The sequence below is a fragment of the Pseudarthrobacter phenanthrenivorans genome, assembly GCF_036455295.1.
GTDB lineage: Bacteria > Actinomycetota > Actinomycetes > Actinomycetales > Micrococcaceae > Arthrobacter > Arthrobacter phenanthrenivorans_C.
The window spans coordinates 32,896-55,682 of record NZ_JAYXNX010000010.1 but is presented as its reverse complement, the minus strand read 5'-3'; the positions used below and the strand labels follow the sequence as shown (position 1 = coordinate 55,682).

20 protein-coding genes are annotated in these 22,787 nt (G+C 66.9%); 9 read left to right on the top strand and 11 right to left on the bottom strand.

The genetic code is table 11. The features are described from left to right. Positions 1–85: 85 nt before the first annotated feature. Positions 86–1,015 (bottom strand): hypothetical protein, encoded by a 930-nt coding sequence (locus VXJ37_RS14035; RefSeq protein WP_331323651.1) that lies wholly within the window; start codon positions 1,013–1,015, stop codon positions 86–88. Positions 1,016–1,154: 139 nt separating this feature from the next. Here VXJ37_RS14035 and VXJ37_RS14030 point away from each other — a divergent pair, with 139 nt between their 5' ends. Both VXJ37_RS14030 and VXJ37_RS14025 read left to right on the top strand, forming a co-directional pair. Then, the gene (locus tag VXJ37_RS14030; RefSeq protein ID WP_174237612.1) at positions 1,155–1,454 is read left to right on the top strand and encodes a type II toxin-antitoxin system VapB family antitoxin; all 300 of its coding nucleotides are present in this window, start codon (positions 1,155–1,157) and stop codon (positions 1,452–1,454) included. Continuing rightward, a complete protein-coding gene (locus VXJ37_RS14025) occupies positions 1,447–2,115 on the top strand; it encodes a LytR C-terminal domain-containing protein (RefSeq protein WP_331323650.1) in 669 nt (222 codons plus the stop codon). The genes VXJ37_RS14030 and VXJ37_RS14025 overlap by 8 nt, the downstream gene beginning before the upstream one ends. Positions 2,116–2,128: 13 nt before the next feature. On the opposite strand, the gene VXJ37_RS14020 is transcribed toward VXJ37_RS14025, so the two are convergent. After that, positions 2,129–2,779, bottom strand: coding sequence for a TetR/AcrR family transcriptional regulator (locus tag VXJ37_RS14020; RefSeq protein ID WP_331323649.1), 651 nt, complete (start codon positions 2,777–2,779; stop codon positions 2,129–2,131). A 35-nt stretch (positions 2,780–2,814) separates the two neighbouring features. Then, complete coding sequence (locus VXJ37_RS14015) at positions 2,815–3,513, bottom strand: DsbA family oxidoreductase (RefSeq protein ID WP_331323648.1); 699 nt, start codon at positions 3,511–3,513, stop codon at positions 2,815–2,817. 217 nt (positions 3,514–3,730) lie between these two features. Here VXJ37_RS14015 and VXJ37_RS14010 point away from each other — a divergent pair, with 217 nt between their 5' ends. Next, on the top strand, positions 3,731–4,792 hold the full coding sequence (locus VXJ37_RS14010) for a glycosyltransferase family 4 protein (RefSeq protein ID WP_331323647.1): 1,062 nt from the start codon (positions 3,731–3,733) through the stop codon (positions 4,790–4,792). Between the two features lie 60 nt (positions 4,793–4,852). Beyond that, positions 4,853–7,033: an amylo-alpha-1,6-glucosidase gene (locus VXJ37_RS14005; protein ID WP_331323646.1), complete on the top strand. Its 2,181-nt coding sequence runs from the start codon at positions 4,853–4,855 to the stop codon at positions 7,031–7,033. A 3-nt stretch (positions 7,034–7,036) separates the two neighbouring features. On the opposite strand, the gene VXJ37_RS14000 is transcribed toward VXJ37_RS14005, so the two are convergent. Together VXJ37_RS14000 and VXJ37_RS13995 are read right to left on the bottom strand one after the other, a co-directional pair. Then, positions 7,037–7,570 (bottom strand): GNAT family N-acetyltransferase, encoded by a 534-nt coding sequence (locus VXJ37_RS14000; protein WP_331323645.1) that lies wholly within the window; start codon positions 7,568–7,570, stop codon positions 7,037–7,039. Between the two features lie 22 nt (positions 7,571–7,592). After that, on the bottom strand, positions 7,593–8,552 hold the full coding sequence (locus VXJ37_RS13995) for a D-2-hydroxyacid dehydrogenase family protein (protein WP_331323644.1): 960 nt from the start codon (positions 8,550–8,552) through the stop codon (positions 7,593–7,595). 167 nt (positions 8,553–8,719) lie between these two features. On the opposite strand from VXJ37_RS13995, the gene VXJ37_RS13990 reads away from it, so the two are divergent. Then, positions 8,720–9,889 (top strand): MFS transporter, encoded by a 1,170-nt coding sequence (locus VXJ37_RS13990; protein ID WP_331323643.1) that lies wholly within the window; start codon positions 8,720–8,722, stop codon positions 9,887–9,889. Positions 9,890–10,073: 184 nt separating this feature from the next. On the opposite strand, the gene aceB is transcribed toward VXJ37_RS13990, so the two are convergent. Together aceB and aceA are read right to left on the bottom strand one after the other, a co-directional pair. Further along, a complete protein-coding gene (aceB, locus tag VXJ37_RS13985; RefSeq protein ID WP_331323642.1) occupies positions 10,074–11,726 on the bottom strand; it encodes a malate synthase A in 1,653 nt (550 codons plus the stop codon). A 224-nt stretch (positions 11,727–11,950) separates the two neighbouring features. After that, on the bottom strand, positions 11,951–13,267 hold the full coding sequence (gene aceA / locus VXJ37_RS13980; protein WP_331323641.1) for an isocitrate lyase: 1,317 nt from the start codon (positions 13,265–13,267) through the stop codon (positions 11,951–11,953). Positions 13,268–13,416: 149 nt separating this feature from the next. Here aceA and VXJ37_RS13975 point away from each other — a divergent pair, with 149 nt between their 5' ends. Next, positions 13,417–14,931 (top strand): helix-turn-helix domain-containing protein, encoded by a 1,515-nt coding sequence (locus VXJ37_RS13975; protein WP_331323640.1) that lies wholly within the window; start codon positions 13,417–13,419, stop codon positions 14,929–14,931. A gap of 58 nt (positions 14,932–14,989) precedes the next feature. Here VXJ37_RS13975 and VXJ37_RS13970 read toward each other — a convergent pair whose 3' ends face one another. From VXJ37_RS13970 to VXJ37_RS13960, 3 genes are read right to left on the bottom strand one after another with little or no spacing between them, the layout of a single operon-like run. After that, positions 14,990–16,000 carry a TAXI family TRAP transporter solute-binding subunit gene (locus VXJ37_RS13970; RefSeq protein WP_331323639.1) on the bottom strand — a complete coding sequence of 337 codons (1,011 nt, stop codon included), beginning with the start codon at positions 15,998–16,000 and terminating at the stop codon, positions 14,990–14,992. Beyond that, positions 15,993–17,441, bottom strand: coding sequence for a sensor histidine kinase (locus tag VXJ37_RS13965; protein WP_331323638.1), 1,449 nt, complete (start codon positions 17,439–17,441; stop codon positions 15,993–15,995). Before VXJ37_RS13965 ends, VXJ37_RS13970 begins: the two co-directional genes overlap by 8 nt. After that, positions 17,438–18,109, bottom strand: coding sequence for a response regulator transcription factor (locus VXJ37_RS13960; RefSeq protein ID WP_331323761.1), 672 nt, complete (start codon positions 18,107–18,109; stop codon positions 17,438–17,440). The genes VXJ37_RS13965 and VXJ37_RS13960 overlap by 4 nt, the downstream gene beginning before the upstream one ends. Before the next feature lie 242 nt (positions 18,110–18,351). Between VXJ37_RS13960 and VXJ37_RS13955 the strand changes: the two genes are divergently transcribed. Then, entirely contained in the window at positions 18,352–19,746 is a 1,395-nt protein-coding gene (locus VXJ37_RS13955; protein WP_331323637.1) for an MFS transporter, read from the top strand. Between the two features lie 97 nt (positions 19,747–19,843). Here VXJ37_RS13955 and VXJ37_RS13950 read toward each other — a convergent pair whose 3' ends face one another. Continuing rightward, positions 19,844–20,158, bottom strand: a complete 315-nt coding sequence (locus tag VXJ37_RS13950) for a hypothetical protein (protein ID WP_331323636.1) — start codon at positions 20,156–20,158, stop codon at positions 19,844–19,846. Between the two features lie 98 nt (positions 20,159–20,256). On the opposite strand from VXJ37_RS13950, the gene VXJ37_RS13945 reads away from it, so the two are divergent. Next, positions 20,257–20,871 (top strand): TetR/AcrR family transcriptional regulator, encoded by a 615-nt coding sequence (locus tag VXJ37_RS13945; protein WP_331323635.1) that lies wholly within the window; start codon positions 20,257–20,259, stop codon positions 20,869–20,871. 54 nt (positions 20,872–20,925) lie between these two features. Next, positions 20,926–22,674, top strand: a complete 1,749-nt coding sequence (locus VXJ37_RS13940) for a pyruvate dehydrogenase (RefSeq protein ID WP_331323634.1) — start codon at positions 20,926–20,928, stop codon at positions 22,672–22,674. Positions 22,675–22,787: the final 113 nt, after the last annotated feature.

The following is a 22,787-nucleotide window of genomic DNA, read 5'->3' as shown; positions in this document are numbered from 1 at the left end:
TGCATGATAGTCCTGCCGGAGTAACAGCAGGTTTCGGGAGGCGCTGGTGCCCCCGGTGGACGTGCGACGGCGGTCCGGCAGGGACTCAGATGCCCAGCGCCTCCCGCCAGGCGCGCAGGAAGGCGCCGCCCGCGTCGTCGTGGATCACCGTGGCCGCCAGCCCCAGGTCCGCCGCCGTCAGCACCGGGTAGGGCTTGGTGGGCACGCCGTCGGCAGGACGCACGTCCACATGCTTCACGGGGTGGTCGTTGTGGTGCAGCCAGTCGGCCATGGCATAGTCCGTGCGCGAATCGCCCACCGTCCGCCACGCCTGCGGCGTGATGCCTTGGGCTGCAAGCAGTTCGACCGCGCGGCTGGCGCCAAGGTCCTTCCCCAGGCGCACCGACTCGATGTCCGTGGAGATGATGGTGGGGTCCACGCGGTAGTCCACCTCGTCGTCGGAATTCGGTACGTGGTGGTCCAGCCTGACGACGCCCAGTCCGTGGCGGCTCATGAGTTCCATGGCCTCTGCGTCGAACAGCTTCTGCTCGGCCAGGTAGTCGGCGTTGGGGACGTCGATGTGCTGCTCCACGGAAACCATGGCCCGCTTGGTCTCATCGAAGAACATATGGGCGGCATAGTCCTCTGCCACGAGCCGGCGGACGTCGTCGCCGTACGCCGCCGGAACCGCAAGCTCCCGGTCCACGTGGATGGGGCCCGGCCCGGCGGAGGTGTAGCTGAACCAGACAGCGCCCTTTTCGCAGATGGCGTGGATGACCGTGCCTGCCGGAATCCCGGCGGCGATCATCGGCTCCATGACCTGCTCCCGGATGAAGGCATCGGAACGGCCGGTGTTGAAGATGACCGGTATCCCGGCCGCAGCAAGGGCGACGAGGTCAAGGATGATGTCCGGCTTGACGTCGCGGGTCAGCGGGCTTGCCACCGGCCCGTCCACGTCCAGCAGGAGCGCCAGCGGCGGTGCGGACGGCAGGCGGATTCCGGGCGCGGGCACGGCGGGGGACTCGGATGCTGTCATGGGTCCATTGTCTCAGCAGGAAGGTCCAGCCACGTGCTGCGGGGAGGTGGGGGCGGCATATGGTCACTGTTTGGCTACAACCTGGCAGCGGCCAGCCCTGCCACTTTCGCTGCGCCACCGCGGTGCCTACTGTGGCATGGTGATATTCAAAGCTGTGGGCGAGGGCCGCCCTTACCCCGACCATGGTTACAACACACCCAAGCAGTGGGCGTCCCTGCCGCCGCGCCCGGTGCGCCTGGACGAACTGGTAACCACCAAGCGCACCCTGGACCTGGAAGCGCTGCTGGCCGAGGATTCCACGTTTTTCGGTGACCTGTTCCCGCACGTGGTGCAGTACAAGGGGACCCTCTACCTCGAGGACGGGCTGCACAGGGCGGTCCGGACCGCCCTGCACCAGCGCACCGCGATCCACGCCCGGGTCCTGGTGCTCGATGGCTAGGAACCGGGCCAAGGACCCCACCGTCCTTCACGGCCACCATGTTGTTTCCGGCGCCGAGCTGCGCGCCGCCATGGAGGCGGCCAGGGACGCCGACGAGACCGCCCGGGTGCGCCGCCGCGTACTGCACACAGTGGTGCTGGTCCTGCTGATCGGTCTGATCGGCGCGGGCATTATTACTGCGATGGCCATCATCAATGGCCGGCTGAGAATTCCCACGGCGGAGCCTGCCCCCACGCCGGTTGCCTCGTGCCCCGCCACAATGTTCGACTACACGCCCAACGACAAGGTCAGCCTCAACGTCTTCAACTCCACCGGCCGGCCGGGGCTGGCCAAGTCCGTGGCGGATGAGTTCGCGGCACGCAAGTTCGCGGTGGGGAACGTTTCGAACATCAATGCCGGCTACCGGGGCGTCGCCGAGGTAGTGTCAGGGCCTGCCGGGCAGCCGGCGGCATTCACCGTGCAGCGGAACCTTCAGGGTTCGGACTACTTCGAGGACGGCCGGAGCGACGCCAGCGTCGACGTGATCCTGTCACAGGACTACAAGGCGCTCGTCCCGCCGGAACTGGTGGACCAGACACCCGGCAAGCTCAGCTGCCCCCGGGAGAACCGGCGCGTAGCGGACCCGGACAAACTGCCCGTCAGTCCGGCGGCACCCTCCTGAGGTCGCTGGGCCCTCAGCCGGCTACTGCCGGAAGCTGGGCCACGCGGATGGGCCGGCCGCCGTCGTCGAACCTTGCGCCGGCGCCAAGCTGGATGAACCGCACGGTCCTGGCTACGCGGGCTTCCAGCTCCGCCGGCTCGTCGCTGCCCCTCGCCGCGCTGGAGGACAGGGTGCCCAGGATCAACTGGGACTGCTGCCCGACATCCGCGACCGGCAGGTAGCCCTGCTCCATGCCGTCGGCAAGGATGCCCTGCAGCAGGACGCTGAGCTCACCCACGTGGTCCGAAAGCTTGGCAAAGGACGACGGCGACAGGACCGCGCCCATGGCCGGTCCCGGCGGGAGGTGGCGGCGGGAGAGGTCCACCACCTGGGCGCGGACGTACAGCGCCAGGCGTTCCACCGGGTTCTCGAGGCGTTGGAGCGACTCGCGCAGATCGGAAAGGAACTTCTCGGTCTCATCCAGGGCGTAGGAGATCAGGAGTTCTTCAATGTCCGCGTAGTAGTTGTAAACGGCGGTCCGGCCGATGCCTGCGTGCCGGGCCACGTCCGTCATGGTCAGTCCCGGAAGCCCGTGGGTAAACAGGAGCTCGCCGAAAGCGGTGAGGATGCGGCGCTGGGTCTCTGCACGTTGTTCGGCATTGCTGGCCGCTGAAATCCTGGGCATGCAGACACTTTACCGCGATGTGTCAGTAAAAGCCGCTAAACCGTGCAGCCGTCCGGGCCGCAGGCTTCGGCCTCGGACGAGTTGACCAGCACCAGGGGGTTGGCGTCCTGCCATGCCTGGTTGAGCGCAGCGGTGAACGTTTCTGTCGGCTGGGCGCCGGACAGGCCGAACTTCCGGTCGATCACGAAGAAGGGAACGCCGCTGATGCCGAGGGCGCGGGCTTCCTGGAAGTCGAGCCGGACCTCGTCTGAGTACTTGTCCGTGGTGAAAAGCTGCTCCACCTCGTCGGCCGGCAGGCCCAGGTCGCCGGCCAGGGCGGAAAGGTACCCGCGGCTGCCGATGTCCTTGCCGTGTTCGAAGTGGTCGCTGAGCAGTCGTTCCTTGGCCGCATCCTGCTGTCCATGGGCCGCGGCAAGGTGGATCAGGCGGTGCGCGGTGAAGCTGTTGGCCACCACCACTTTGTCGAAGTGGTAGTCCAGGCCTTCGCCCTTTGCCTGCGCTGCCACATGGTCGAACATCTGGGAGACCTGCCCCGCCGGCATGCCCTTGCGGCTGCTCAGGTACTGCAGCTCGGTGCCGTCGTAGTGTTCGGGCAGCGTGGGGTCCAGCTGGTAGCTGCGCCACACCACGTCCACGGATTCACTGTGCGGGAAGGCTGCCAGGGCTGCCTCGAACCGGCGCTTGCCGATGAAGCACCACGGGCAGGCAACGTCGGACCAAATCTCAATCTTCATGCATTCCATAACCGCCTGCCTGGCGCGGCCATTCCGGAAGGCGTTATGACATGGGGCACATTAAGAAGCCCTTGTGGAGCGGGCCGGTCCTGGGCGATAGTTCTGAAGTAGGTGAAGCAGACGCCAAGGAAATATCTAACGCCGCAGACCGACATGGCCTGCGGAGCCATGTGCCTGGCGGCTGGGGAGCTCGGGCCTCGTCCTCTGGAGGCCAGTTATGCGTATTGGACTTATCGCGGGACCCTGGATTCCCATTCCACCGGTCACTTACGGCGGCATTGAAAGAGTTGTGGACACCCTGGCACGGGGGTTCGCTGCCGCCGGACACCAGGTCGTGTTGGCAGCGCCTTCCGAAAGTACCTGTCCCGTGCCGCTGGTGCCCGGAATGCGGCCGGCATCCCGGGATGAGCTCGGCTTCACGATGTCTGAGCTAAGCCACGTCATCCGCGCGTACAAGGGACTGCAGGACGTGGACATCATCCATGACCACACGCTGGCCGGCCCTCTTTATGCACACCGGCCTCCCAAGGTACCCGTGGTCACCACCATCCATGGGCCGCTCCACCAGGAAGCTGAGGACCTGTACCGCGCCATGGCACCGGACGTCGCCATCGTGGCGATTTCACGGGACCAGGCATCCCATGCCCCGGAGGTCCCAGTGACCCAGGTCATCCACCATGGGATGGACGTTTCCGCTGTCCCAGTGGGGAGCGGGCGCGGCGGCTATTTGTGCTTCGTGGGCCGGGCCTGCGAGGACAAGGGCCTGCTGGAGGCGATTACCATCGCCCGGGAGGCCGGCCTGCACCTCAAGATCGCGGTCAAGATGCGGGAGCAGGAAGAGGTCCGTTATTTCCGGGAGGTCATTGAACCAATGCTCGGCCCCAACGAAGACTTTGTGGGTGAGGTGGACGATGCCGCCAAGTACCGGCTGATGGGGGATGCCATCGCCTTTCTGAACCCCATCCAGTGGTCAGAACCCTTCGGCCTGGTGATGATCGAGGCCCTGGCCACCGGCACCCCTGTCATCGGCACCCGCATCGGTTCCGCGCCGGAGATCATCAAGCACGGGCGGACAGGCTTCCTGGGCAAAACTGAAGAGTTGGCAGGTTTTGTCCCCGCGGCCGCAGAACTGGACAGGGCTGTCTGCCGGAGATCGGTGGAGGACCTGTTCAGCGCTGAACGGATGGTCGCCGAACACCTGGAACTCTACAGCGACCTTATTGAGGGGAGGATGCCTCCGGGGGTTCCGCATGGCACCCGGTTGCACCAGAATCGATAAGGGCAGAACCGCTGTTCCCGATCCCCCGGGACAGTTTCCCGTCCAGAAGGGAGTCCTTTTATGACCGCCTGGAACGAAGACATCGAGGCGGCCGGGTCTGAATCGGGCTCGGTCACGGTGCTGGAGGGTTCCTCCTTTTGTATCTCGGCCGCGAGCGGGGATATCAATCCCGAGGCAGGCACGAATGGCACCTTCTACCAGGACACGCGGATCCTTTCACGCTGGGTGCTGAGGATCAATGGCGCGGTGCGCGAACCACTCTCGGCCCAGCGCCCGCAGCCGTTCGAGGCCACCTTCGTGGGCCGGGCAAAGTGGCCCGGCGGCAAGTTCGACAGCCCGCTGGTGGTGCGCCAGGTGCGGCACATCGGTCCGGGCCTGCAGGACGACATCTCGCTGGAGAACTACGCGTCCGAACCGGTTGAGTGTGACATCGAACTGCTGGTCGACGCCGACCAGGCCGACCTGTTCGATGTGAAGGGCGGCCGGGCCACGGGAGCAGATGACACCACGCGGACGGTGTCGGAAGGCCGGCTGGTCATCGAAGCCGAAAGGCACGGCCAGCAGCGAGGTTCGGCCATCGGGGCGCGGGAGGCTGATGTCAGCACGGATGGACTGCGCTTCCACGTGACCGTCCCTGCCAGGGGCAAATGGGCCACGAGCGTAATCGTGGTGCCGCTGGTGAACGGGGAGGCACCCGAAAAGCCCTTCAAGGAAGGACAGCTGCCGCACCACCGTGAGGGCGTGCGCCGGCACCTGGCCTGGGAGGAGGGAACCCCGCGGATCAGCATCCAGGACTCCAGCCTCCAGGACCTTCTCAACCGCAGCCAAAGTGATCTCGGTGCCCTGCGCATCTTTGATGCGCACCACCCGGAGCGGGCCGCCGTCGCTGCGGGCGCGCCATGGTTCATGGCACTGTTTGGCCGGGACTCCCTGTTGACCTCCTATATGAGCATGATGGTCAATCCCAACCTGGCGCTGGGAACGCTGCAGACCCTGGCTGGAATCCAAGGGAAGAAAGTGGATCCGGATTCGGAGGAGGAACCGGGACGCATCCCGCACGAGGTCCGGCTGGGGGTCACCGCGGGACTCTCCCTCGGGGGGAGCGCCTACTACGGCACAGCAGATGCAACCCCGCTTTTCGTGGCGGTCCTGGGCGAACTGAGCCGGTGGGGGCTTTCCCGTGACAAGATCCAGCCGCTCCTTCCGCACGCCGACCGCGCGCTTGAGTGGATTGAGAAGTACGGCGACCGGGACGGCGACGGATTCGTCGAATATCTCCGCGCCAACGAGCACGGCCTGGTCAACCAGGGCTGGAAAGACTCCTGGGACGGCATCAATTTCGCTGACGGCACCATCGCCGAGGCTCCGATCGCCCTCTGCGAGGTCCAGGCCTACGTGTACTCGGCCTACTTGGGCAGGTCGCTGCTGGCCCACTGGGGCGGTGACTCGGCCCTGGAAATGCATTGGGCGGACAAAGCCGCCAAGTTCAAAGAGGAGTTCAACAAGAAGTTCTGGTTGCCGGACAAGGGTTATTTTGCCGTGGCACTGGACAAGGACAAGCGTCCGGTCGACGCCCTGACCTCCAACATCGGGCACTGCCTGTGGACGGGCATCGTGGACCAGGACAAAGCGGTGTCCGTCATGGAGCACCTGATGTCACCCCAGATGTTCACCGGGTGGGGCATCCGTACACTGGCCTCCGACATGGGCGCCTACAACCCGGTGAGCTACCACAACGGCTCCGTCTGGCCGCACGATACGGCGCTGGTGGCCACCGGCCTGATGCGCTATGGGTTCGTGGACGAAGCCAAGCGGGTGGCCCTGGGGATCTTTGATGCCGCCGCGCATTTCAACGGCCGGCTTCCGGAACTGTTCTGCGGCTTTGACCGCGGCGAGTTCTCCAGCCCGGTGCCGTACCCAACGGCCTGTTCGCCGCAGGCGTGGGCTGCGGCCGCCCCTGTCCAGCTCGCGCGGATCCTCCTGCGGTTCGACCCCGTCTTCACCCGCGGGGTGGTGCATCTGGCACCGATCCTCCCCGAAGTCGTGGGAACGTTCCGCGCGGAGAACGTGCTGCTGGATACCAGCCGGGTCACCATCACCGCCACCGGCACCAAGGGTGGCATTGACGGACTTCCGCCGGGGCTCAGGCTGCTGACCGAGCCGCGGCCGCCCCTGGCCTACCCGCCGAACGGAGCGCCGGCCGACTCGCGCGTCCCCGGGCTTCAGCAATCCACCAACTGATCTTCAGGGAAGGGGCCGCTCCAGCACGAAGTCGTGTTCCACGGTGCTGCCAAGCCGGAAGGACTTGGTGCCCACCTTGCGGAAACCGGACTTTTCGTAGAACCGGATGGCGCGGGCATTCTGGCTGTTGACCCCCAGCCAGGCTCCGGCGCCCCCGGAGGCCGCTGCGGCCTGCAGGCTGGCATGCATGAGCTCGGCTGCTGCTCCCAGCCCGTGGTAGTCCGGGTGGACGTAGCATTTGCTGATTTCCACCGACGGCAGCACCGTCAGCACCGAAGCCACGTCCGGGTCTGCCGCGGGCCGGTCCACCAGCAGGCTGTAGCCGTTGAGCTGCCCGTCCGCGTCGATGACCAGGACGGTGGTGTCCGGGTCCGCGAGGTAGCCCGCGAAGTGTTCTTCGCTGAGCGTGTTGGCCAGGTGCGCGGCAATGTCGGAAGGTGACGACGACGGCGGGCAGGCCAGCGGAAAGGTGACGGCCGCCAGCGCCGCGAGCAGGCCGGCGTCGTCCGCTGTTGCCTTGCGGATGGTGTGGGTCATTGGGTGTGCTTCGGGGTGCGGGTCAGGCGGTGATGGTGCGGATGGGGGAGCCGGCCAGCCAGGCGGTGACGTCCTCAAGGGCGCCGCCGTAGAACTGCCGGTAGCTTTCCTGGGTGACATAGCCCAGATGGGGCGAAAGCACGGTGTTCGGGGCCGCCAGGAGCGGGTGCCCGGCCTGCAGCGGTTCCTGGTCGAAGACGTCCAGGGCCGCGCCGCGGATCCAGCCTTCGTTCAGCGCCCTGATCAGTGCCTCCTGGTCCACCAGTGGGCCGCGTGCGGTGTTGATCAGGATGCCTTCGGGGCCCAGCAGCCGCAGCTCGGCCTCGCCCACTGTGTTCTCGGTCCTGGGGGAGAGCCGCAGGTGGAGGGTGGCGACGTCGGCCACCGTGAAAAGTTCCTCCTTGGACACCAGCCGCGCGCCGGCGTCGGCAGCCGCCTGGGCGGTGAGGTTCTGGCTCCACGCCACCACGTTCATCCCGAACGCCTGTCCGTAGGCCGCTATCCGCCTGCCGATCTTGCCCAGCCCCACGATGCCAAGTGTCTTCCCGGCCAGCTCCAGGCCCACGGTCGATTGCCATGTGCCTGCCCGGAGTGAGTTCTCCTCTGCGGGAAGGTGACGGGCGATGGCCAGCAAAAGCGCCCACGTGAGTTCCGGCGCGGCTGTGGGCGACCCGGGGGTGCCGCACACCGTCACACCATGGTCGGCGGCGGCTGCCAGGTCGATGGCGGCGTTGGCCATGCCGGTGGTGACCAGCAGCTCAAGGGCCGGTAACTTCTCGAACACCTCCCGCGGGAACGCCGTCCGCTCACGCATGGCGATCACGATGGTGGTGTCCGCCAGGGCTGAGATGAGGGCGTCCCGGGACGTGAAGGCCTCGCGGTATGACGTCACAATAACGCCCTCCGCTTCCAGGGCTGTGAAGTCGGCGAAGCCGTGGGCCACGTCCTGGTAATCGTCGAGGATGGCTAGGCGGTGCGTCATGGTTGTCCTTCGCAGTGTCCTACGTCCCGGGGTCAGGTTCATCGTATGGCAGGGCCGCGCGGGCGGGTGCCTGAAACCCCGGCAATGCGGAGCGTGATAGCAATGGGAGTGATGAATCCACGCCCATTCCCGATTTTGCCCCTGTGAGCGGCCGCGTCCTTTCCCGTATGCCGAAAAGCTGGGTCCTGCTGGCCTGCATCGGCCTGCTGGCTCTGAACCTCCGCGGCCCCTTCGTTGCCGTCGCGCCCCTGGTGGGCCCGATGCAGGCCGAACTGCACTTTTCGCCGGTCATGCTGGGCCTGTTGACCAGCATCCCGGTGCTCTGCTTTTCGCTGGCGGCGCCGCTTGCCTCCCTGGCCGCCCGGAAGTTCGGTGCCGAGTTCGCCGTGACGCTCACCATCCTGGGCGTCCTGGCAGGCGTGGTGGTCCGTTCCGCGGGAGGACCGGCATTGGTGGTGGCCGGCACCGTGGTGATCGGGGTGGCCATCACCATCGGCAACATTGCGGTGCCGTTGATCATCCGCCGCGATTTTGCTCCCCGCAGGCAGGGGACGGCAATGGGAATCTACACCGCGGCGCTGAACATCGGCTCCTTCCTGACCTCGGTGATCATGGCCCCGCTGGCGGCCGTGACGGGGTGGCGGCTGGCGCTGGCCGCTGTCGCCGTCCTTGCGGTTGCCGCTGTGGTGGTCTGGGTCCTGGCGGTAGGGCCGAGGACGGCATTCCTTGCCCAGGGGGACGACGGCGGCGACAAGCCCCTGCCGCGCGTGGCGGGTTCCGGCTGGACCACGTTCGGGCTCACGGCTGGTTTCGGCGGCCAGGCCTTCTCCTACTACGGCGTCACGGCGTGGCTGCCCAGCTACCTGCACGATGAGTTGGGCATGAACGCCGCGCAGGCCGGCGCCGCGTCCTCGATCTTCCAGATACTGGCCATTGTGGGCGGACTCGGTGTGCCTTTTGCCGCCAAGTACATGAGTACGACGACGGTGGCCGTCACCTTGGGAACGTTGTGGCTTGCCGTTCCGGTGGGGCTGCTGTTCCTGCCGCAGCTGTGGTGGCTGTGGTCCACTTCCGGTGGCATTGCCCAGGGCGGCGGCATCACGCTGATCTTCATCGCCATCATTAAGCTGGCCCGCGACCAGGCCTCGGCCGGCCGGATGTCCGCAACGGTCCAGGGCCTCGGCTACTGCCTCGCGGCGGTGGCCCCGCCGCTGGTGGGCTTCGTCCACGACAGCTCGGAGTCGTGGACACCCGCCCTGCTGGTCATCCTGGTGTCGGTGCTGACCTTCTTCGCCAGCACCACCCTGTCCGTGCGCAAGGTGCCGAAGGGCCGCTGAGCCGGGCCCCCGCCGCCGGACGTGCCCAACGCCCGCTCACTTATGGCGGCAAATACGAGGATGCCCGCCACTTTCCTGGGGAAAGTGAGCGGGCATCCGTGTGGTGCTCCGTCGCCGGGCCGGCGACCCGGATTTCGGGGGGCCTGTTGCGGAGGGCGTGCCGGCCCGGCGGACGGAAGTCTGGTTAGGCCGCGGCCAGCTCCTCCACGGTGGCCTTTTCGCGGGCCTCCGTCAGGTAGCGGGCGTAGGCGGGCAGGGTGAGGAAGGAGGGGAACTCACGGCTGAGGGTGACTTCCTCGAAGATGTCGCGGGCGTCCTCGAAGCGGTCGCCGTCGAAGCGTTCCAGCCGGGCGAATTCCTCGTCCAGCAGCTCCTCCACCCACTCGTGGCTGATGATCTCGCCCTGGTCGGTGATGGCCCGGGCGTAGATCCACTGCCACAGCTGGGACCGGGAAATTTCCGCGGTGGCGGCGTCCTCCATGAGGTTGTGGATGGCCACCGCCCCGTTGCCGCGCAGCCAGGACTCGATGTAGCGGATGCCTACCTCGATGTTGTTCCGGATGCCCTGCTCGGTGATGTTACCGGTGGTGGCGGCAACGTCGATCAGGGCGCGGTCGTCCGGGGTGACGTCCTCGCGGAGCCGGTCCAGCTGGTTGCTCTTGTCCCCGAGGACGCCGTCGAAAACCTCGCGGCACACCGGCACCAGATCGGGGTGGGCCACCCAGGAGCCGTCAAACCCGTCGTTGGCCTCACGGGTCTTGTCGGCGCGGACCTTCTCCAGGGCGTTGGCGTTGGCTTCGGGGTCCTTGCGGTTGGGGACGGCCGCGGCCATGCCGCCGATGGCCATGGCGCCGCGCTTGTGGCAGGCACGGACCAGCTGTTCGGTGTAGGCGCGCATGAAGGGCTGGGTCATGGTTACCTGGCCGCGGTCCGGCAGGACGAAGCGGGGGCCGCGGGTGCGGAAGTTCTTGATCAGGGAGAAGATGTAGTCCCAGCGGCCGGCGTTCAGGCCTGCGGCGTGGTCGCGCAGTTCGTAGAGGATCTCCTCCATTTCGAACGCTGCGGTGATGGTCTCGATCAGCACGGTGGCGCGGATGGTGCCCTGCGGGATGCCGAGCAGGTCCTGGGCCAGGATGAAGATGTCGTTCCACAGCCGGGCTTCGAGGTGGTTCTCGATCTTGGGCAGGTAGAAGTACGGTCCCTTGCCCTGGGCCAGCAGGCGGCGGGCGTTGTGGAAGAAGTACAGGCCGAAGTCCACGATGCCGCCGGCGATCGGCTGGCCGTCGATGAGCATGTGCTTTTCCGGCAGGTGCCAGCCGCGGGGCCGGACCACGATGGTGGGCAGGTCGCCGGCCGCCTTCAGCTTGTATTCCTTGCCCTCTTCGCTGGTGAAGTCGATCCGGCGTTCCAGGGCGTCGGTCAGGTTCAGCTGGCCCTTGATGACGTTCCGCCACGTGGGGGTGGAGGAGTCCTCCATGTCGGCCAGCCACACCTTGGCGCCGGAGTTCAGGGCGTTGATGGTCATTTTCTTGTCCACCGGCCCCGTGATTTCCACGCGGCGGTCCTCCAGCCCGGGGGCCGGGGGAGCGACGCGCCAGGATGGATCGTTGCGGATGTGCTCGGTCTCCCGCAGGAACCGGGGGTCGGCGCCGGCGGCGATGTCAGCCCGCCGCGCACGCCGTGCCTGCAGCAGCTCCTGCCTCCGCTCCGCGGTGGCCCGGTGCAGCTTCGCGATGAACGTCAGTGCGTCCGGCGTGAGCACCTGGTCCTGCCGGCAGATCGGCTGAGCGGTCAGGGTAATGCCATTGAGCGTAAAGCTATCGGTGAAGCTGTTCATTTCAGTCTCCTTAAAGACGAAAGGGAAGTTCGACGGCGGGTAGCGGCAGGTGGGTGAGCAAGGCACAAGGCCGAAGGAGCCGGGAACGCGGCAGCCTGCGTAAAGGGGCCCTATGCCCGCCCCCGACCGAGTTCTACGAGGTCATGGGGCGGGCGTGGGTATAGCAGGCAGAGCATTGCCGCTCCGAAGGCGAAGGTGACCGGTCCGCCGTCGAACGCTAAGCGTTAGTGGAACTGGCCCTCTTCGGTGGATCCCACGAGGGCGAGGGTCGACGCGTTCGGGTTGAGCGCCGTGGAGATGGTGTCGAAGTAGCCGGTGCCGACTTCGCGCTGGTGCTTGGTTGCGGTGTAGCCGCGGGACTCGGAGGCGAATTCCTTTTCCTGGAGTTCGACGTAGGCGCTCATGCCTTCACGGGCGTAGCCGTGGGCGAGGTCGAACATCGAGTAGTTCAGGGCGTGGAAGCCGGCCAGGGTGATGAACTGGAACGTGAAGCCCATGGCGCCGAGTTCACGCTGGAACTTGGCGATGGTGTCGTCGTCCAGGTGCTTGCGCCAGTTGAAGGACGGCGAGCAGTTGTAGGAAAGCATCTGGTCCGGGAACTCGGCCTTGACGGCTTCGGCGAACTTGCGGGCCAGGGCGAGGTCCGGGGTGCCGGTCTCCATCCAGATGAGGTCGGAGTACGGGGCGTAGGCCTTGGCGCGGGCGATGCAGGGTTCGATGCCGTTGCGGACCTTGTAGAAGCCCTCGGGGGTGCGCTCGCCGGTGATGAATTCCTGGTCCCGCTCGTCGACGTCGGAGGTGATCAGGGTGGCGGCCTCGGCGTCGGTGCGGGCGATGACGACGGTGGGGGTCCCGGCGACGTCTGCTGCCAGGCGGGCCGCGTTCAGGGTGCGGACGTGCTGCTGGGTGGGGATCAGCACCTTGCCGCCCAGGTGGCCGCACTTCTTTTCGGAGGCGAGCTGGTCCTCCCAGTGAACGCCAGAGGCGCCGGCCTGGATCATGGACTTCATGAGCTCGTACGCGTTCAGCGGGCCGCCGAAGCCGGCCTCGGCATCGGCAACGATGGGGACCAGCCAGTCCTCGACGGACTGGATGCCTTCGGAGAATTCGATCTGGTCGGCGCGGAGCAGGGCGTTGTTGATGCGGCGGACCACGGTGGGGACCGAGTTGGCGGGGTAGAGCGACTGGTCCGGGTAGGTGTGGCCGGAATTGTTGGCGTCCGCAGCGACCTGCCAGCCGGAGAGGTAGATGGCGCGGAGTCCGGCCTTGACCTGCTGGACGGCCTGGTTGCCGGTGAGGGCGCCGAGGGCGTTGGTGTAGCCGCCCGTTTTGTGCTCCTCGGTAAGCTGCTTCCACAGCTTTTCCGATCCGCGCCGGGCCAGGGTGTGCTCTTCGGAGACGCGGCCGCGGAGGCGGACGACGTCGGAAGCTGAGTAGTCCCGGGTCACACCTTCCCAGCGGGGGTTGGCGGCCCACTCGAGCTCCAGGGCGGCGGCCTGCTCTTCGGGCGTCTGCTGGGTGGGCTCAAATGCTGCAGTCATCGTTGATCTCCTTGATTGAGCTCCGGATGGAGTAGGTGGGAACCGCGCCGTTGAGGCTCCCACCGGCTTATCCGGTGCGGTGTTTCTTTCCGTGATCACTACTTTTCAGCACTTTCAACCCCCTTTCTAGATGAAAAGTATGGAAAGAAATGCGTTTCTTCACGTATTCTTCAGAAATGTCGCCTTCAAGCTGGAACAGGGACGTTTCCCAGCCACCGTCCACCGCCGCCGCGCCCGAACTCGACGTCTTCGCACTGGGCCGGCGCGTCCGCCACCTGCGCAAGCAAGCCGGTTTCACGCTCGATGACCTGAGCGCCGCCGTCGGGACCGCCCCCAGCCAGCTCAGTCTGATCGAGAACGGCAAGCGCGAGCCAAAACTGACACTGCTGCAGCACCTGGCGGGCGCCCTGAATGTCAGCATCGACCAGCTGCTAGGGGCCGAGCCGCCCAGCCGCCGCGCTGCCCTGGAAATTGAGCTGGAACGGTACCAGCGCGGGCCTCTGTACGAGTCGCTGAACCTGCCCAAAATCCGCATCAGTTCGCGGCTCCCGCTGGATGTCCTGGAGGCCCAGGTGGGCCTGCTGCACGAGCTCGAACGGAAGATGAACGAGCAGGTGGCCACCCCGGAGGAAGCCCGCCGCGCCAATGGTGAACTGCGGGCCATGATGCGGGAGCGCGGGAACTATTTCCCGGAGTACGAGGCCGAGGCCCAAAAGGTCCTCAAGGAGGTGGGCTACACCACCGGTCCGCTGAGCCAGCACGTCATCGCGGACATCGCGGCGCACCTCGGTTTCACCCTGCACCACGTGGGGGATTTGCCGCACTCCACCCGCTCCGTGACCGACTTGAAGAACCGCAAAATTTATCTGACGCAGAGCCAGCGGCAGGACCACGACCCCCGCTCGGTGCTGCTGCAGGCCCTGGGGCACTACGTCCTGGGCCACGAAACGCCAAAGAACTACGGCGACTTCCTGGCCCAGCGGGTGGCCACCAACTATTTCGCCGCCGCCCTGCTCCTGCCCGAGCAGGCCACCGTCGAATTTCTGCAAAAAGCCAAAGCGGCCAAGGAAATCGCGGTGGAGGACATCCGGGATGCCTTCGCCGTCTCCTACGAGACCGCGGCGCACCGCTTCACCAACCTGGCCACCAAGCACCTGGGCATCACGACGCATTTCCAGAAGACCCACCAGAGCGGCATCATCTACAAGGCCTATGAGAACGACGGCGTGAACTTTCCCCAGGACCACACCGGCGCCATCGAAGGCCAGCCGTCGTGCAAGGCGTGGACGTCCCGGGCCGTGTTCGATGTGCCGGACAAGTTCAGCGCCTACAGCCAGTACACGGATACGCCGTCGGGCACGTACTGGTGCACTGCCCGGACCGAGCGGTCCGCCAGCGGAGAGTTCTCCCTGAGCATTGGCGTGCCATACCAGCATGTGAAGTGGTTCCGCGGGCGGGAGACCAGCGCGCGGGCCACCTCCAACTGCCCCGATCCCACCTGCTGCAAGCGGCCGCCTGCCGAGTTGACCAAACAGTGGGCCGGCAACGCCTGGCCCTCGGCCCGCGCCCACTCGCACCTGCTCGCCGCCATGCCGCCGGGAGCCTTCCCCGGCGTGGACGAGACCGAGGTGTACAGCTTCCTGCAGGCACACTCCGGCTCCTAGGCGTTTGGGTTCATGCCGCCAAAGGTGGTGGGCCGTTGGGACGTTGAAGGGGCGTTTGTCAGCCGTGCAGTGTGCGGTACGCATCCGCGGCAGCGGGGTGCAGGGGGACTCCGGCGGTGTTGATGAGGCTTTCCGCGCTGAGGAACTGGACGCCGAGGCTGGACTGCGGAATGAGTTCGCCGGCGTTGTGCACCAGCAACTGGACCGTCCGCTCCACAGTGGCGTTGTCCAAATCCCGGCGGCACAGGAGCAGGTTGGGCGCGCCCACCGTCCACACTGCCGGAACGCCAGGGTAGCTCCCTTCGGGAATCAGGACCCGGTCATACATCCCGCCGTACCGCCGGCGCAGTTCCGGCAGCAGGCCGGCCAAATCCAGGAGTCCCAGCTCCACGTCCTGCTGGGCGGCCGCGATGGCGGCGGTGGGAACACCGCCGGACCAGAACAGGGCATCCACGATCCCGGCCCTCAGGGCTGCGATGCCGTCGTTCAGGCCCAGGTTTTCGACGGCGGCAGTTCCGGCGGATGGTGCGGCGGCAGCCGCTGAGGTGCCAAGCCCGGCGGCTTCCAGGAGCCGGGGCGTGGTCAGGGACGTGCCCGAGCCGGGCTGTCCCACGGCAACCCGGCGGCCCGCCAGCCCGGTGATGTCCCGGATGCCGCTGTCCTTCCGCACCACGCAGTGGACGTAGTTTTCGTAGACCTTCCCGATCGCGGCGATTTCCGCGGTGCCCGCATCCGGCTGGACTGCAGCGTCTGCCAGGGCTACGGCAAAGGCGGCCTGCCCGGACCGCAGTTCCGCGAGGTTGTCCAGGCTTCCGCCGGTGGCCACGGCGCTTGCATGGTGCGCCACGCCGTGCCGTTCCAGGGCCGCCGCCAGGAGCGTGGAGAATTCAAGGTAGAAGCCGCCCGGCTCCCCACCGGCCACGACAAGGTTTTCCGGCCGGTCACCCGCGGTGCAGGCGCTGAGGGCAGGCGGCAGGAACGCTGCGAGTCCGACGGCGAACGCTGACTTGAGCACGGTACGCCGCGGCGGTTGCGCGGCAGGACGGCCGGGGGCAGGTGATTCAGGCACGGGCACCCCCTTGGGCTGCACCCGGAGTCATCCGGTTATCAGGCGCGGGGAACTCGATCCGGGCGGACAGCCCTTGCGGGGCTGCTTCGGCCAGCACCAGACGGCCACCGTTGGCGGCGGCAAGCTCACCCGCGATGGTCATGCCCAGCCCGGTCCCCGGAACGGAAGAATGCCGTGGGGACCGCCAGAACCTGGTGGCAGCTGAGGCGCGCTCTGACGCGGAAAGTCCTGGGCCGTCGTCGTAAATGTCCACAACCACCGCCCCTGCCTCCGGCCGCACCGCCGCGGTAACCGTGGCCCCGGGTGCGTACTTGATGGCGTTGTTGAGGAGTTCACCGGCCATCTGGGCCAGCTCCGCCGGGTGGCAGGGCACCAGCACAGGCGGCTGCGGCGGCGGGGCCAGGACCAGCCGGCAGCCGGCCTGTTCCGCCAAGGGTGCTGCCCGTTCAATCTCCCCCTCAAGGATGGGGAGGGGATCCACCGGTTCCGCAGGCGAAAGGTCACCGGGACTTCCGGCCGCCCGCAGGTACCCCTCGGACGCCCGGTGCTCGGCCGCCGCGAGCTTCAGCACTCCGTCCAGGATCTCCTCCACCCGGTCGAGCTCCGCCATGGCCCGTTCCGCGGCATCGTGCTCGCGGGCGGTCTTCAGCTCCAGCTGGAGCAGGTCCAGCCGGAGCCGGAGTGCCCCCACGGGGTTCCGCAGCTGGTGCGAGGTGTCCGCGATCAGCTGCCGCTGCGCCGCCATGCTGGCGCTCACGGTGGCCGCCATCGCAGTGAAGGAGCGGCTCAGTTGCCGCAGCTCCGGCGGGCCCTGTTCGGGGAGGCGTTCCGTGCGCCCGCTCGCCTCCAGTTCGTGCACGGCCGCATCCAGCCGCAGGACGGGGCGCAGGACCCAGCCGGTGACCCGTGCGGCCCCCACCAGCAGGAACGCGGCCAAGGCAAGGGCGGCGAGACCCACGGCGAGCCAGCGTTCACGGAGCTTCTGCTGTGCTGCGTCGGCGTGGACGTCCAGCACCACGGCGCCCAGGACCTGGCTGGCGCTGCCGAACGGCCGGAAGATGACGCGGGAACCAGACCCAAAGGGCTCCACGGGTTCCAGGGACGTGCCGCTGACGTTCAGCCTGGCGAGGGACAATGCGTTCTGCACGTCCCCCCGGTTCACGTCCAGGCCGCCGGACGCCAGGGTTTGCTGCTGCACCCGGACCACGATGCCCTCGCCGTAGAGACCGGAATAGGTATCCATCTCCCGCTGCAGCCGGGCGGTGTCCCCGTCCCCGTTGGCGTCAAAGGCCACCTGGGCCAGCCGGTTCAGGGAGGCCGCCCGGTTGATCTGGAGTTCCTGGGTCAGCTCGCGGGACGCGGAACCCAGGATGGTTCCGGAGATCAGGAAGACCACCACCAGGCACAGCACGCTGAGGACGCCCAGCACCCGCAGCCTCATGCGGAAGCCGCCTCCACCCGGTAGCCCACCCCGCGGACGTTGATGATGAAACCCGGCTTCTGCAGCTTCGCCCGCAGGCCCGTCAGGTGGACGTCCAGTGACCGCGATGATGCCAGGAAGGCGTCGCCCCACAGCGCATCCAGGATCTGCTCGCGGGTCACCACCGAGCCTGCGTGGCGCGCCAGGAGCGCAAGGAGCTCAAACTCCGTGGCGGTCAGGGGAAGGGGCACGCCTGCCCTGGAGGCCGTGCGCCGACTCAGGTCAACGGCAACGTCCCCCAGCGTGATGGTGTCCCCGTGCGGAACGCCGGCGGCGCGACCGGCCCGCCGCGTCACCGCTTCGATCCGGGCCAGCAACTCCACCAGCTTCACCGGCTTGACAAGGTAGTCGTCGGCGCCGGAGCGGAGCCCGAGCACCACGCTGCGTTCGTCGTCGCGCGCGGTGAGGATAAGGATGGGGACATCCGTCACCTGGCGGAGCTTGCGCAGCACCTCCAGCCCGTCCATGTCCGGCAGCCCCAGGTCCAGGAGGACCACCTGGAAGTTGCGGTGGGAGAGCAGTGCGTCAGCGCCCCGGGAGAGGCGCTTCGGGTGGTGCCCGGCGCTTTCGACGGCGGCTGTCAGGGCACCGGCCATGGCGTCGTCGTCCTCGACGATCAGCACGTCCATTGCCATCTTCCCTGCCGCGTTTCCTGTGGTGCCCGGTTCATCCCCGCCTTTGGAGACTACCGCCTGCAGGGAGCTTTTGCCCGACGGCGGTGGGCCGGGAAGTGGCGCCCGGATGCCCGGGGCATTTCCTAAGGAAGTGTTAGGAATGTGCCGCGCGCGTTGGCTGTGCGGTGGATCACCCATACCGTGGTTGAGGCCCTCCGGCGTTGGAGGCCGCTGTCACCACAAGGAGGAACTCACCGATGAGCACCCAACAAACCGCGCCCCTCTCGGAGGCCGCCCAGACCCGGCGGGCCGTGGGCAACATCCTGAAAGGTTCGGCCGGCAACCTTGTGGAGTGGTACGACCTCTACGTCTACACCGTCTTCGCCGCCTATTTCCAGGCGCATTTCTTCAACTCCAAGGACGACCTGCAGGCGGGCCTTGAGGCCATGGCTGTCTTCTCCACCTCGTTCCTCATGCGGCCCATCGGCGCCTGGTTCTTCGGCCGGTACGCGGACCGCAAGGGCCGCAAGGCTGCCCTGACGCTGAGCGTGACAATGATGTCCGCCGGCTCGTTCGCCATTGCCGTGCTGCCGACGCAGGATGTCATCGGTCTCTGGGCCATGATCCTGCTGGTGATCATCCGTGTGATCCAGGGCTTCTCGGTGGGTGGCGAGTACGGAACCAGCGCCACCTACATGTCCGAGGCCGCCACCAGCAAGCGCCGCGGCTTCTTCTCCAGCTTCCAATACGTCACCCTGATCGGCGGCCAGATGCTGGCCCTGCTGGTTTTGGTGGTCCTGCAGAACGTCATGCCCAAGGGCGACCTGGGCGAGTGGGGCTGGCGCATCCCGTTCGCGATCGGTGGCGTGGCCGCCCTGGTAGTGCTGTGGCTGCGCCGCTCCATGGAGGAAACCGTCTCCGCCGAGCAGATTGAGGCTGCCAAGACTCCCGCCGTCGCCGGCCAGGCCCAGCCGGGCACCATGAAGCTGCTGTTCACCAGCTACTGGAAGCCGCTGCTGGTCTGCATCGGCATCACCCTGGGCGGCACCGTGGCGTTCTACACCTACACCAACTTCATCCTGAAGTTCATGAACGATACCTCCGGCATCGCCAAGACCGACACCTCCGGGATCAACTTCTGGGCCCTGTTCATCTTCATGCTGCTGCAGCCTGTCTACGGCATCATCTCGGACAAGGTGGGCCGCAAGCCGCTGCTGCTGTGGTTCGGCATTACCGGCGTGCTTTTCACCTGGCCCCTGCTTTCCACGCTTGCCGGCACCAAGGATCCGTTCACCGCGTTCCTGCTGATGATGGGCGGACTGGTGATCGTGGGAGGCTACACCTCCATCAACGCCCTGGTGAAGGCTGAACTCTTCCCCGCCTCCATCCGCGCTCTCGGCGTCGGCTTGGGCTACGCGATTGCCAATTCCCTCTTCGGCGGCACGGTTCCGCTGATCGGCGCCGCGTTCCAGAAGGCGGAGCGGGAGGACCTCTTCTTCACCTACGTGACCATCTCCATTGCCATCTCCCTGGTGGTCTACATCTTCGCCCTGAAGAACAAGAAGGCCACGCACCTCGACGCCGAGCAGGGCCACGCCTGGTCCCAGGCGCCGCAGGCCAACGGCAAGGACAAGGACGCGCTGGGCGTCTAGTCCGCACGGCGCCTCGGTGCCTGTAAAGCAAAGGAGGCGTTCGACGCCGGCTGCCGGGCCGCCGTCGAACGCCTCCTTTTCCCTCAAAAGGGAGACCCTAGCGGCGGGTACTCCGCCGGACGGCCAGGAAACCGTGGATGGCGAACAAGCGCGGGAGCACCAGGTACACCGCCGTGGGAACCACCACCATGGTCAGCCCCATGGCGCGGAAAATGGGGTGCCAGTTTTCCGTCAAGGGAGCGGAGGCCATCATGCCGATAGCGACAAGCGGGAAAATCGCCAGCCAGGTGATAGCGGCCCGGACGTGGATCGACGGCGGAGCGGGCGGCGCAGGCAGCGCTGCGGGCTCCGACGCGGCTGGTGCGGCCGGCTGGGCGATTAAGGGGGCTGCAGGCTGTGAAACCGTGTCCATGAAAAACTCCAACTAGTTAGTTGCTTTTGCTTGCATCGACAATAAACGGAGGTTTCTGCGATTGCAACTACCTGGTTGGAATTGCGTAGACTTATGTCATGGCATGGAACACGGAGCGGACCAGGGAGCTGCTGCTGGCTGCTGCCACCGAGGAGTTCAGCGCCAAGGGCCTGGCAGGCGCCCGCGTGGACCGGATCGCCGCCGCGGCAGGCGTGAACAAGGAACGCATCTACCAGTACTTCGGCAAGAAGGATGAGCTGTTCGACGCCGTCCTGGCTGCCGAGATGGTCCGGGTGATGACCGAGGTGCCCATTACCGGGAGCGGACCGGAGGCGTTCGGGGAATACGCCGGCCGGCTCTTCGACCGGCACACCACGGACGGCGTCCTGCCCAGGCTCCTGTTCTGGGAGGGCCTGGAGCGGGGCGGGGAAACCGTCAGCCGGGCCACCCGGTCCGATCACTGCGCCATCAAGGTGGGGCAGGTCCTGGACGTCCTGCCCGGGATCGACCGCACGGACGCCGCGGACCTGCTGATCACCGTCATTACCCTTTGTGACGGCTGGCCCGTGCTGCCCCAGATCGACACCCTCCTGGCCGGCAGCAGCGCGGACCGCACCACCCGGCGTCGTGCGTTCATTGTGCGGACCGCAACCCTGCTCGCTGAAGCCGTGGCCGCTGAAGCCAAGCCGGCGCCTGAGGCCGCCCTGAACTAGCGGACTATATTGGGCCATGTCAGCACACCACCACAATCGCGGGAGTCTGCACCCATGGCCAAGGAACTTGCCACCCAGCTCATCGAACAACTCCACGCTGCCGGCGTGCAGCGGATCTACGGGATTGTGGGCGACAGCCTCAACCCGATCGTGGACGCCGTCCGCCAGACTGGAGGCTCCGCGAAGGGCGGTATCGACTGGGTGCACGTCCGCCACGAGGAAGCCGCCGCCTTTGCCGCTGCTGCCGAAGCCCAGCTCACCGGCAAGCTCGCGGTCTGCGCGGGATCCTGCGGGCCGGGCAACCTGCACCTGATCAACGGGCTGTATGACGCCAATCGTTCCGGAGCCCCAGTGCTGGCCATCGCCTCTCACATTCCCAGCAAGCAAATCGGCAGCACCTTCTTCCAGGAAACCCACCCGGACCGGCTCTTCAATGAATGCTCGGTCTACTCGGAGCTCGTCAGCACCGCCGAGCAGGCGCCGCGCGTCATGCACAGCGCCATCCAGCACGCGCTGGGGCTTGGGGGAGTCGCCGTCGTGACCCTCCCCGGCGACATCGCCGGGCTTGAGGCCACGGCGCCCACGCCCCTGCCCGCCACCTTCCGGCGTGCGAGCCTGGTCCCGGACCCTGCCAGCGTCCAGGCCCTCGCAGATGCCATTAACGACGCCGGCAAGGTCGCCATTTTCGCCGGCGCAGGCGTTGAGGGGGCCCACAGTGAACTGATGGCGCTGGCCGACCTGGCCAAGGCGCCGGTGGGGCACTCACTGCGGGGCAAGGACTTTGTCCAGTACGACAACCCGTTCGATATCGGCATGACCGGCCTGCTGGGCTACGGGGCCGCGGCGGAGGGCATCGAGGACGCTGACCTGCTGATCCTCCTGGGTACCGACTTCCCCTACGACCAGTTCCTCCCGGACACCCGCACAGCACAGGTGGACCGGGCGGCGGAGCGCCTGGGCCGGCGGACCGACGTCGATATTTCCGTCCACGGTGACGTGCTGCCCACGCTGCGGGCCCTGCTGCCGCTGGTGAAGGCCAAGAAGAGCCGGCGGTTCCTGGACCAGATGCTGAAGAAGCACGACAGGCTCATGAACAAGGCCGTGGGCGCCTACACGCGAAAGGTGGAAAAGAAGCAGCCCATCCACCCGGAGTATGCGGCGTCGCTGCTGGACCAGGTGGCCGCGGAGGACGCGATCTTCACCGCGGATACCGGCATGTGCAACGTCTGGACCGCGCGCTACATCAACCCGCTGGGCACCCGCCGGCTGATCGGGTCCTTCCTGCACGGTTCCATGGCCAACGCCCTCCCGCATGCCATCGGCGCGCAGCTGGCCTACCCCGGGCGCCAGGTCATCTCGGTGTCCGGCGACGGCGGCCTGTCCATGCTGCTGGGGGAGCTCATCACCGCGGCCGCCTATAAGCTGCCGCTCAACGTGGTGGTGTTCAACAACTCCACCCTGGGCATGGTCAAGCTGGAGATGCTGGTGGACGGGCTGCCCGACTTCGGCGTGGACGTGCCCGACGCCAACTACGCGCAGGTTGCCAAAGCCTTGGGTTTCCATGCCGTCCGGGTCACGGATCCGACGCAGATCGAGGCGGCATACCGGGAGGCGTTCGCCCACCCCGGCCCGTCCCTGGTGGAGCTCATCACCGATCCCAAGGCCCTGTCCATTCCGCCCAAAATCTCCGGCTCCCAGGTCATCGGGTTCGCCACCGCGATGTCCAAGGTGGTCCTCAACCGCGGCGCAGGCGAGGCCGTGAGCATGGCGCGGAGCAACCTGCGCAACATCCCCCGCCGCTAGGCCCTCCACACGCGCCATCACCTGCCGCCCATAAAACCGGAACGCGTCTGCAGTAAGTGCAGGCGCGTTCCGGTTTCAGGTGCTGACAGTGATGGGGCGTTGTTCCGGCGAAT

Excerpts from the sequence above, each read along its gene's own strand:
- VXJ37_RS13940 (WP_331323634.1), top strand. The coding sequence starts at position 20,926 with ATGGCCAAGGAACTTGCCACCCAGCTCATCGAACAACTCCACGCTGCC.
- VXJ37_RS14000 (WP_331323645.1), bottom strand. The coding sequence starts at position 7,570 with ATGACCCACACCATCCGCAAGGCAACAGCGGACGACGCCGGCCTGCTC.
- VXJ37_RS14025 (WP_331323650.1), top strand. The coding sequence starts at position 1,447 with ATGGCTAGGAACCGGGCCAAGGACCCCACCGTCCTTCACGGCCACCAT.
- VXJ37_RS14005 (WP_331323646.1), top strand. The coding sequence starts at position 4,853 with ATGACCGCCTGGAACGAAGACATCGAGGCGGCCGGGTCTGAATCGGGC.
- aceA (WP_331323641.1), bottom strand. The coding sequence starts at position 13,267 with ATGACTGCAGCATTTGAGCCCACCCAGCAGACGCCCGAAGAGCAGGCC.
- VXJ37_RS14035 (WP_331323651.1), bottom strand. The coding sequence starts at position 1,015 with ATGACAGCATCCGAGTCCCCCGCCGTGCCCGCGCCCGGAATCCGCCTG.
- VXJ37_RS13955 (WP_331323637.1), top strand. The coding sequence starts at position 18,352 with ATGAGCACCCAACAAACCGCGCCCCTCTCGGAGGCCGCCCAGACCCGG.
- VXJ37_RS13960 (WP_331323761.1), bottom strand. The coding sequence starts at position 18,109 with ATGGACGTGCTGATCGTCGAGGACGACGACGCCATGGCCGGTGCCCTG.
- aceB (WP_331323642.1), bottom strand. The coding sequence starts at position 11,726 with ATGAACAGCTTCACCGATAGCTTTACGCTCAATGGCATTACCCTGACC.
- VXJ37_RS14015 (WP_331323648.1), bottom strand. The coding sequence starts at position 3,513 with ATGAAGATTGAGATTTGGTCCGACGTTGCCTGCCCGTGGTGCTTCATC.
- VXJ37_RS13990 (WP_331323643.1), top strand. The coding sequence starts at position 8,720 with ATGCCGAAAAGCTGGGTCCTGCTGGCCTGCATCGGCCTGCTGGCTCTG.
- VXJ37_RS13965 (WP_331323638.1), bottom strand. The coding sequence starts at position 17,441 with ATGAGGCTGCGGGTGCTGGGCGTCCTCAGCGTGCTGTGCCTGGTGGTG.
- VXJ37_RS14020 (WP_331323649.1), bottom strand. The coding sequence starts at position 2,779 with ATGCCCAGGATTTCAGCGGCCAGCAATGCCGAACAACGTGCAGAGACC.
- VXJ37_RS13945 (WP_331323635.1), top strand. The coding sequence starts at position 20,257 with ATGGCATGGAACACGGAGCGGACCAGGGAGCTGCTGCTGGCTGCTGCC.
- VXJ37_RS13975 (WP_331323640.1), top strand. The coding sequence starts at position 13,417 with ATGCGTTTCTTCACGTATTCTTCAGAAATGTCGCCTTCAAGCTGGAAC.
- VXJ37_RS13995 (WP_331323644.1), bottom strand. The coding sequence starts at position 8,552 with ATGACGCACCGCCTAGCCATCCTCGACGATTACCAGGACGTGGCCCAC.
- VXJ37_RS14010 (WP_331323647.1), top strand. The coding sequence starts at position 3,731 with ATGCGTATTGGACTTATCGCGGGACCCTGGATTCCCATTCCACCGGTC.
- VXJ37_RS13950 (WP_331323636.1), bottom strand. The coding sequence starts at position 20,158 with ATGGACACGGTTTCACAGCCTGCAGCCCCCTTAATCGCCCAGCCGGCC.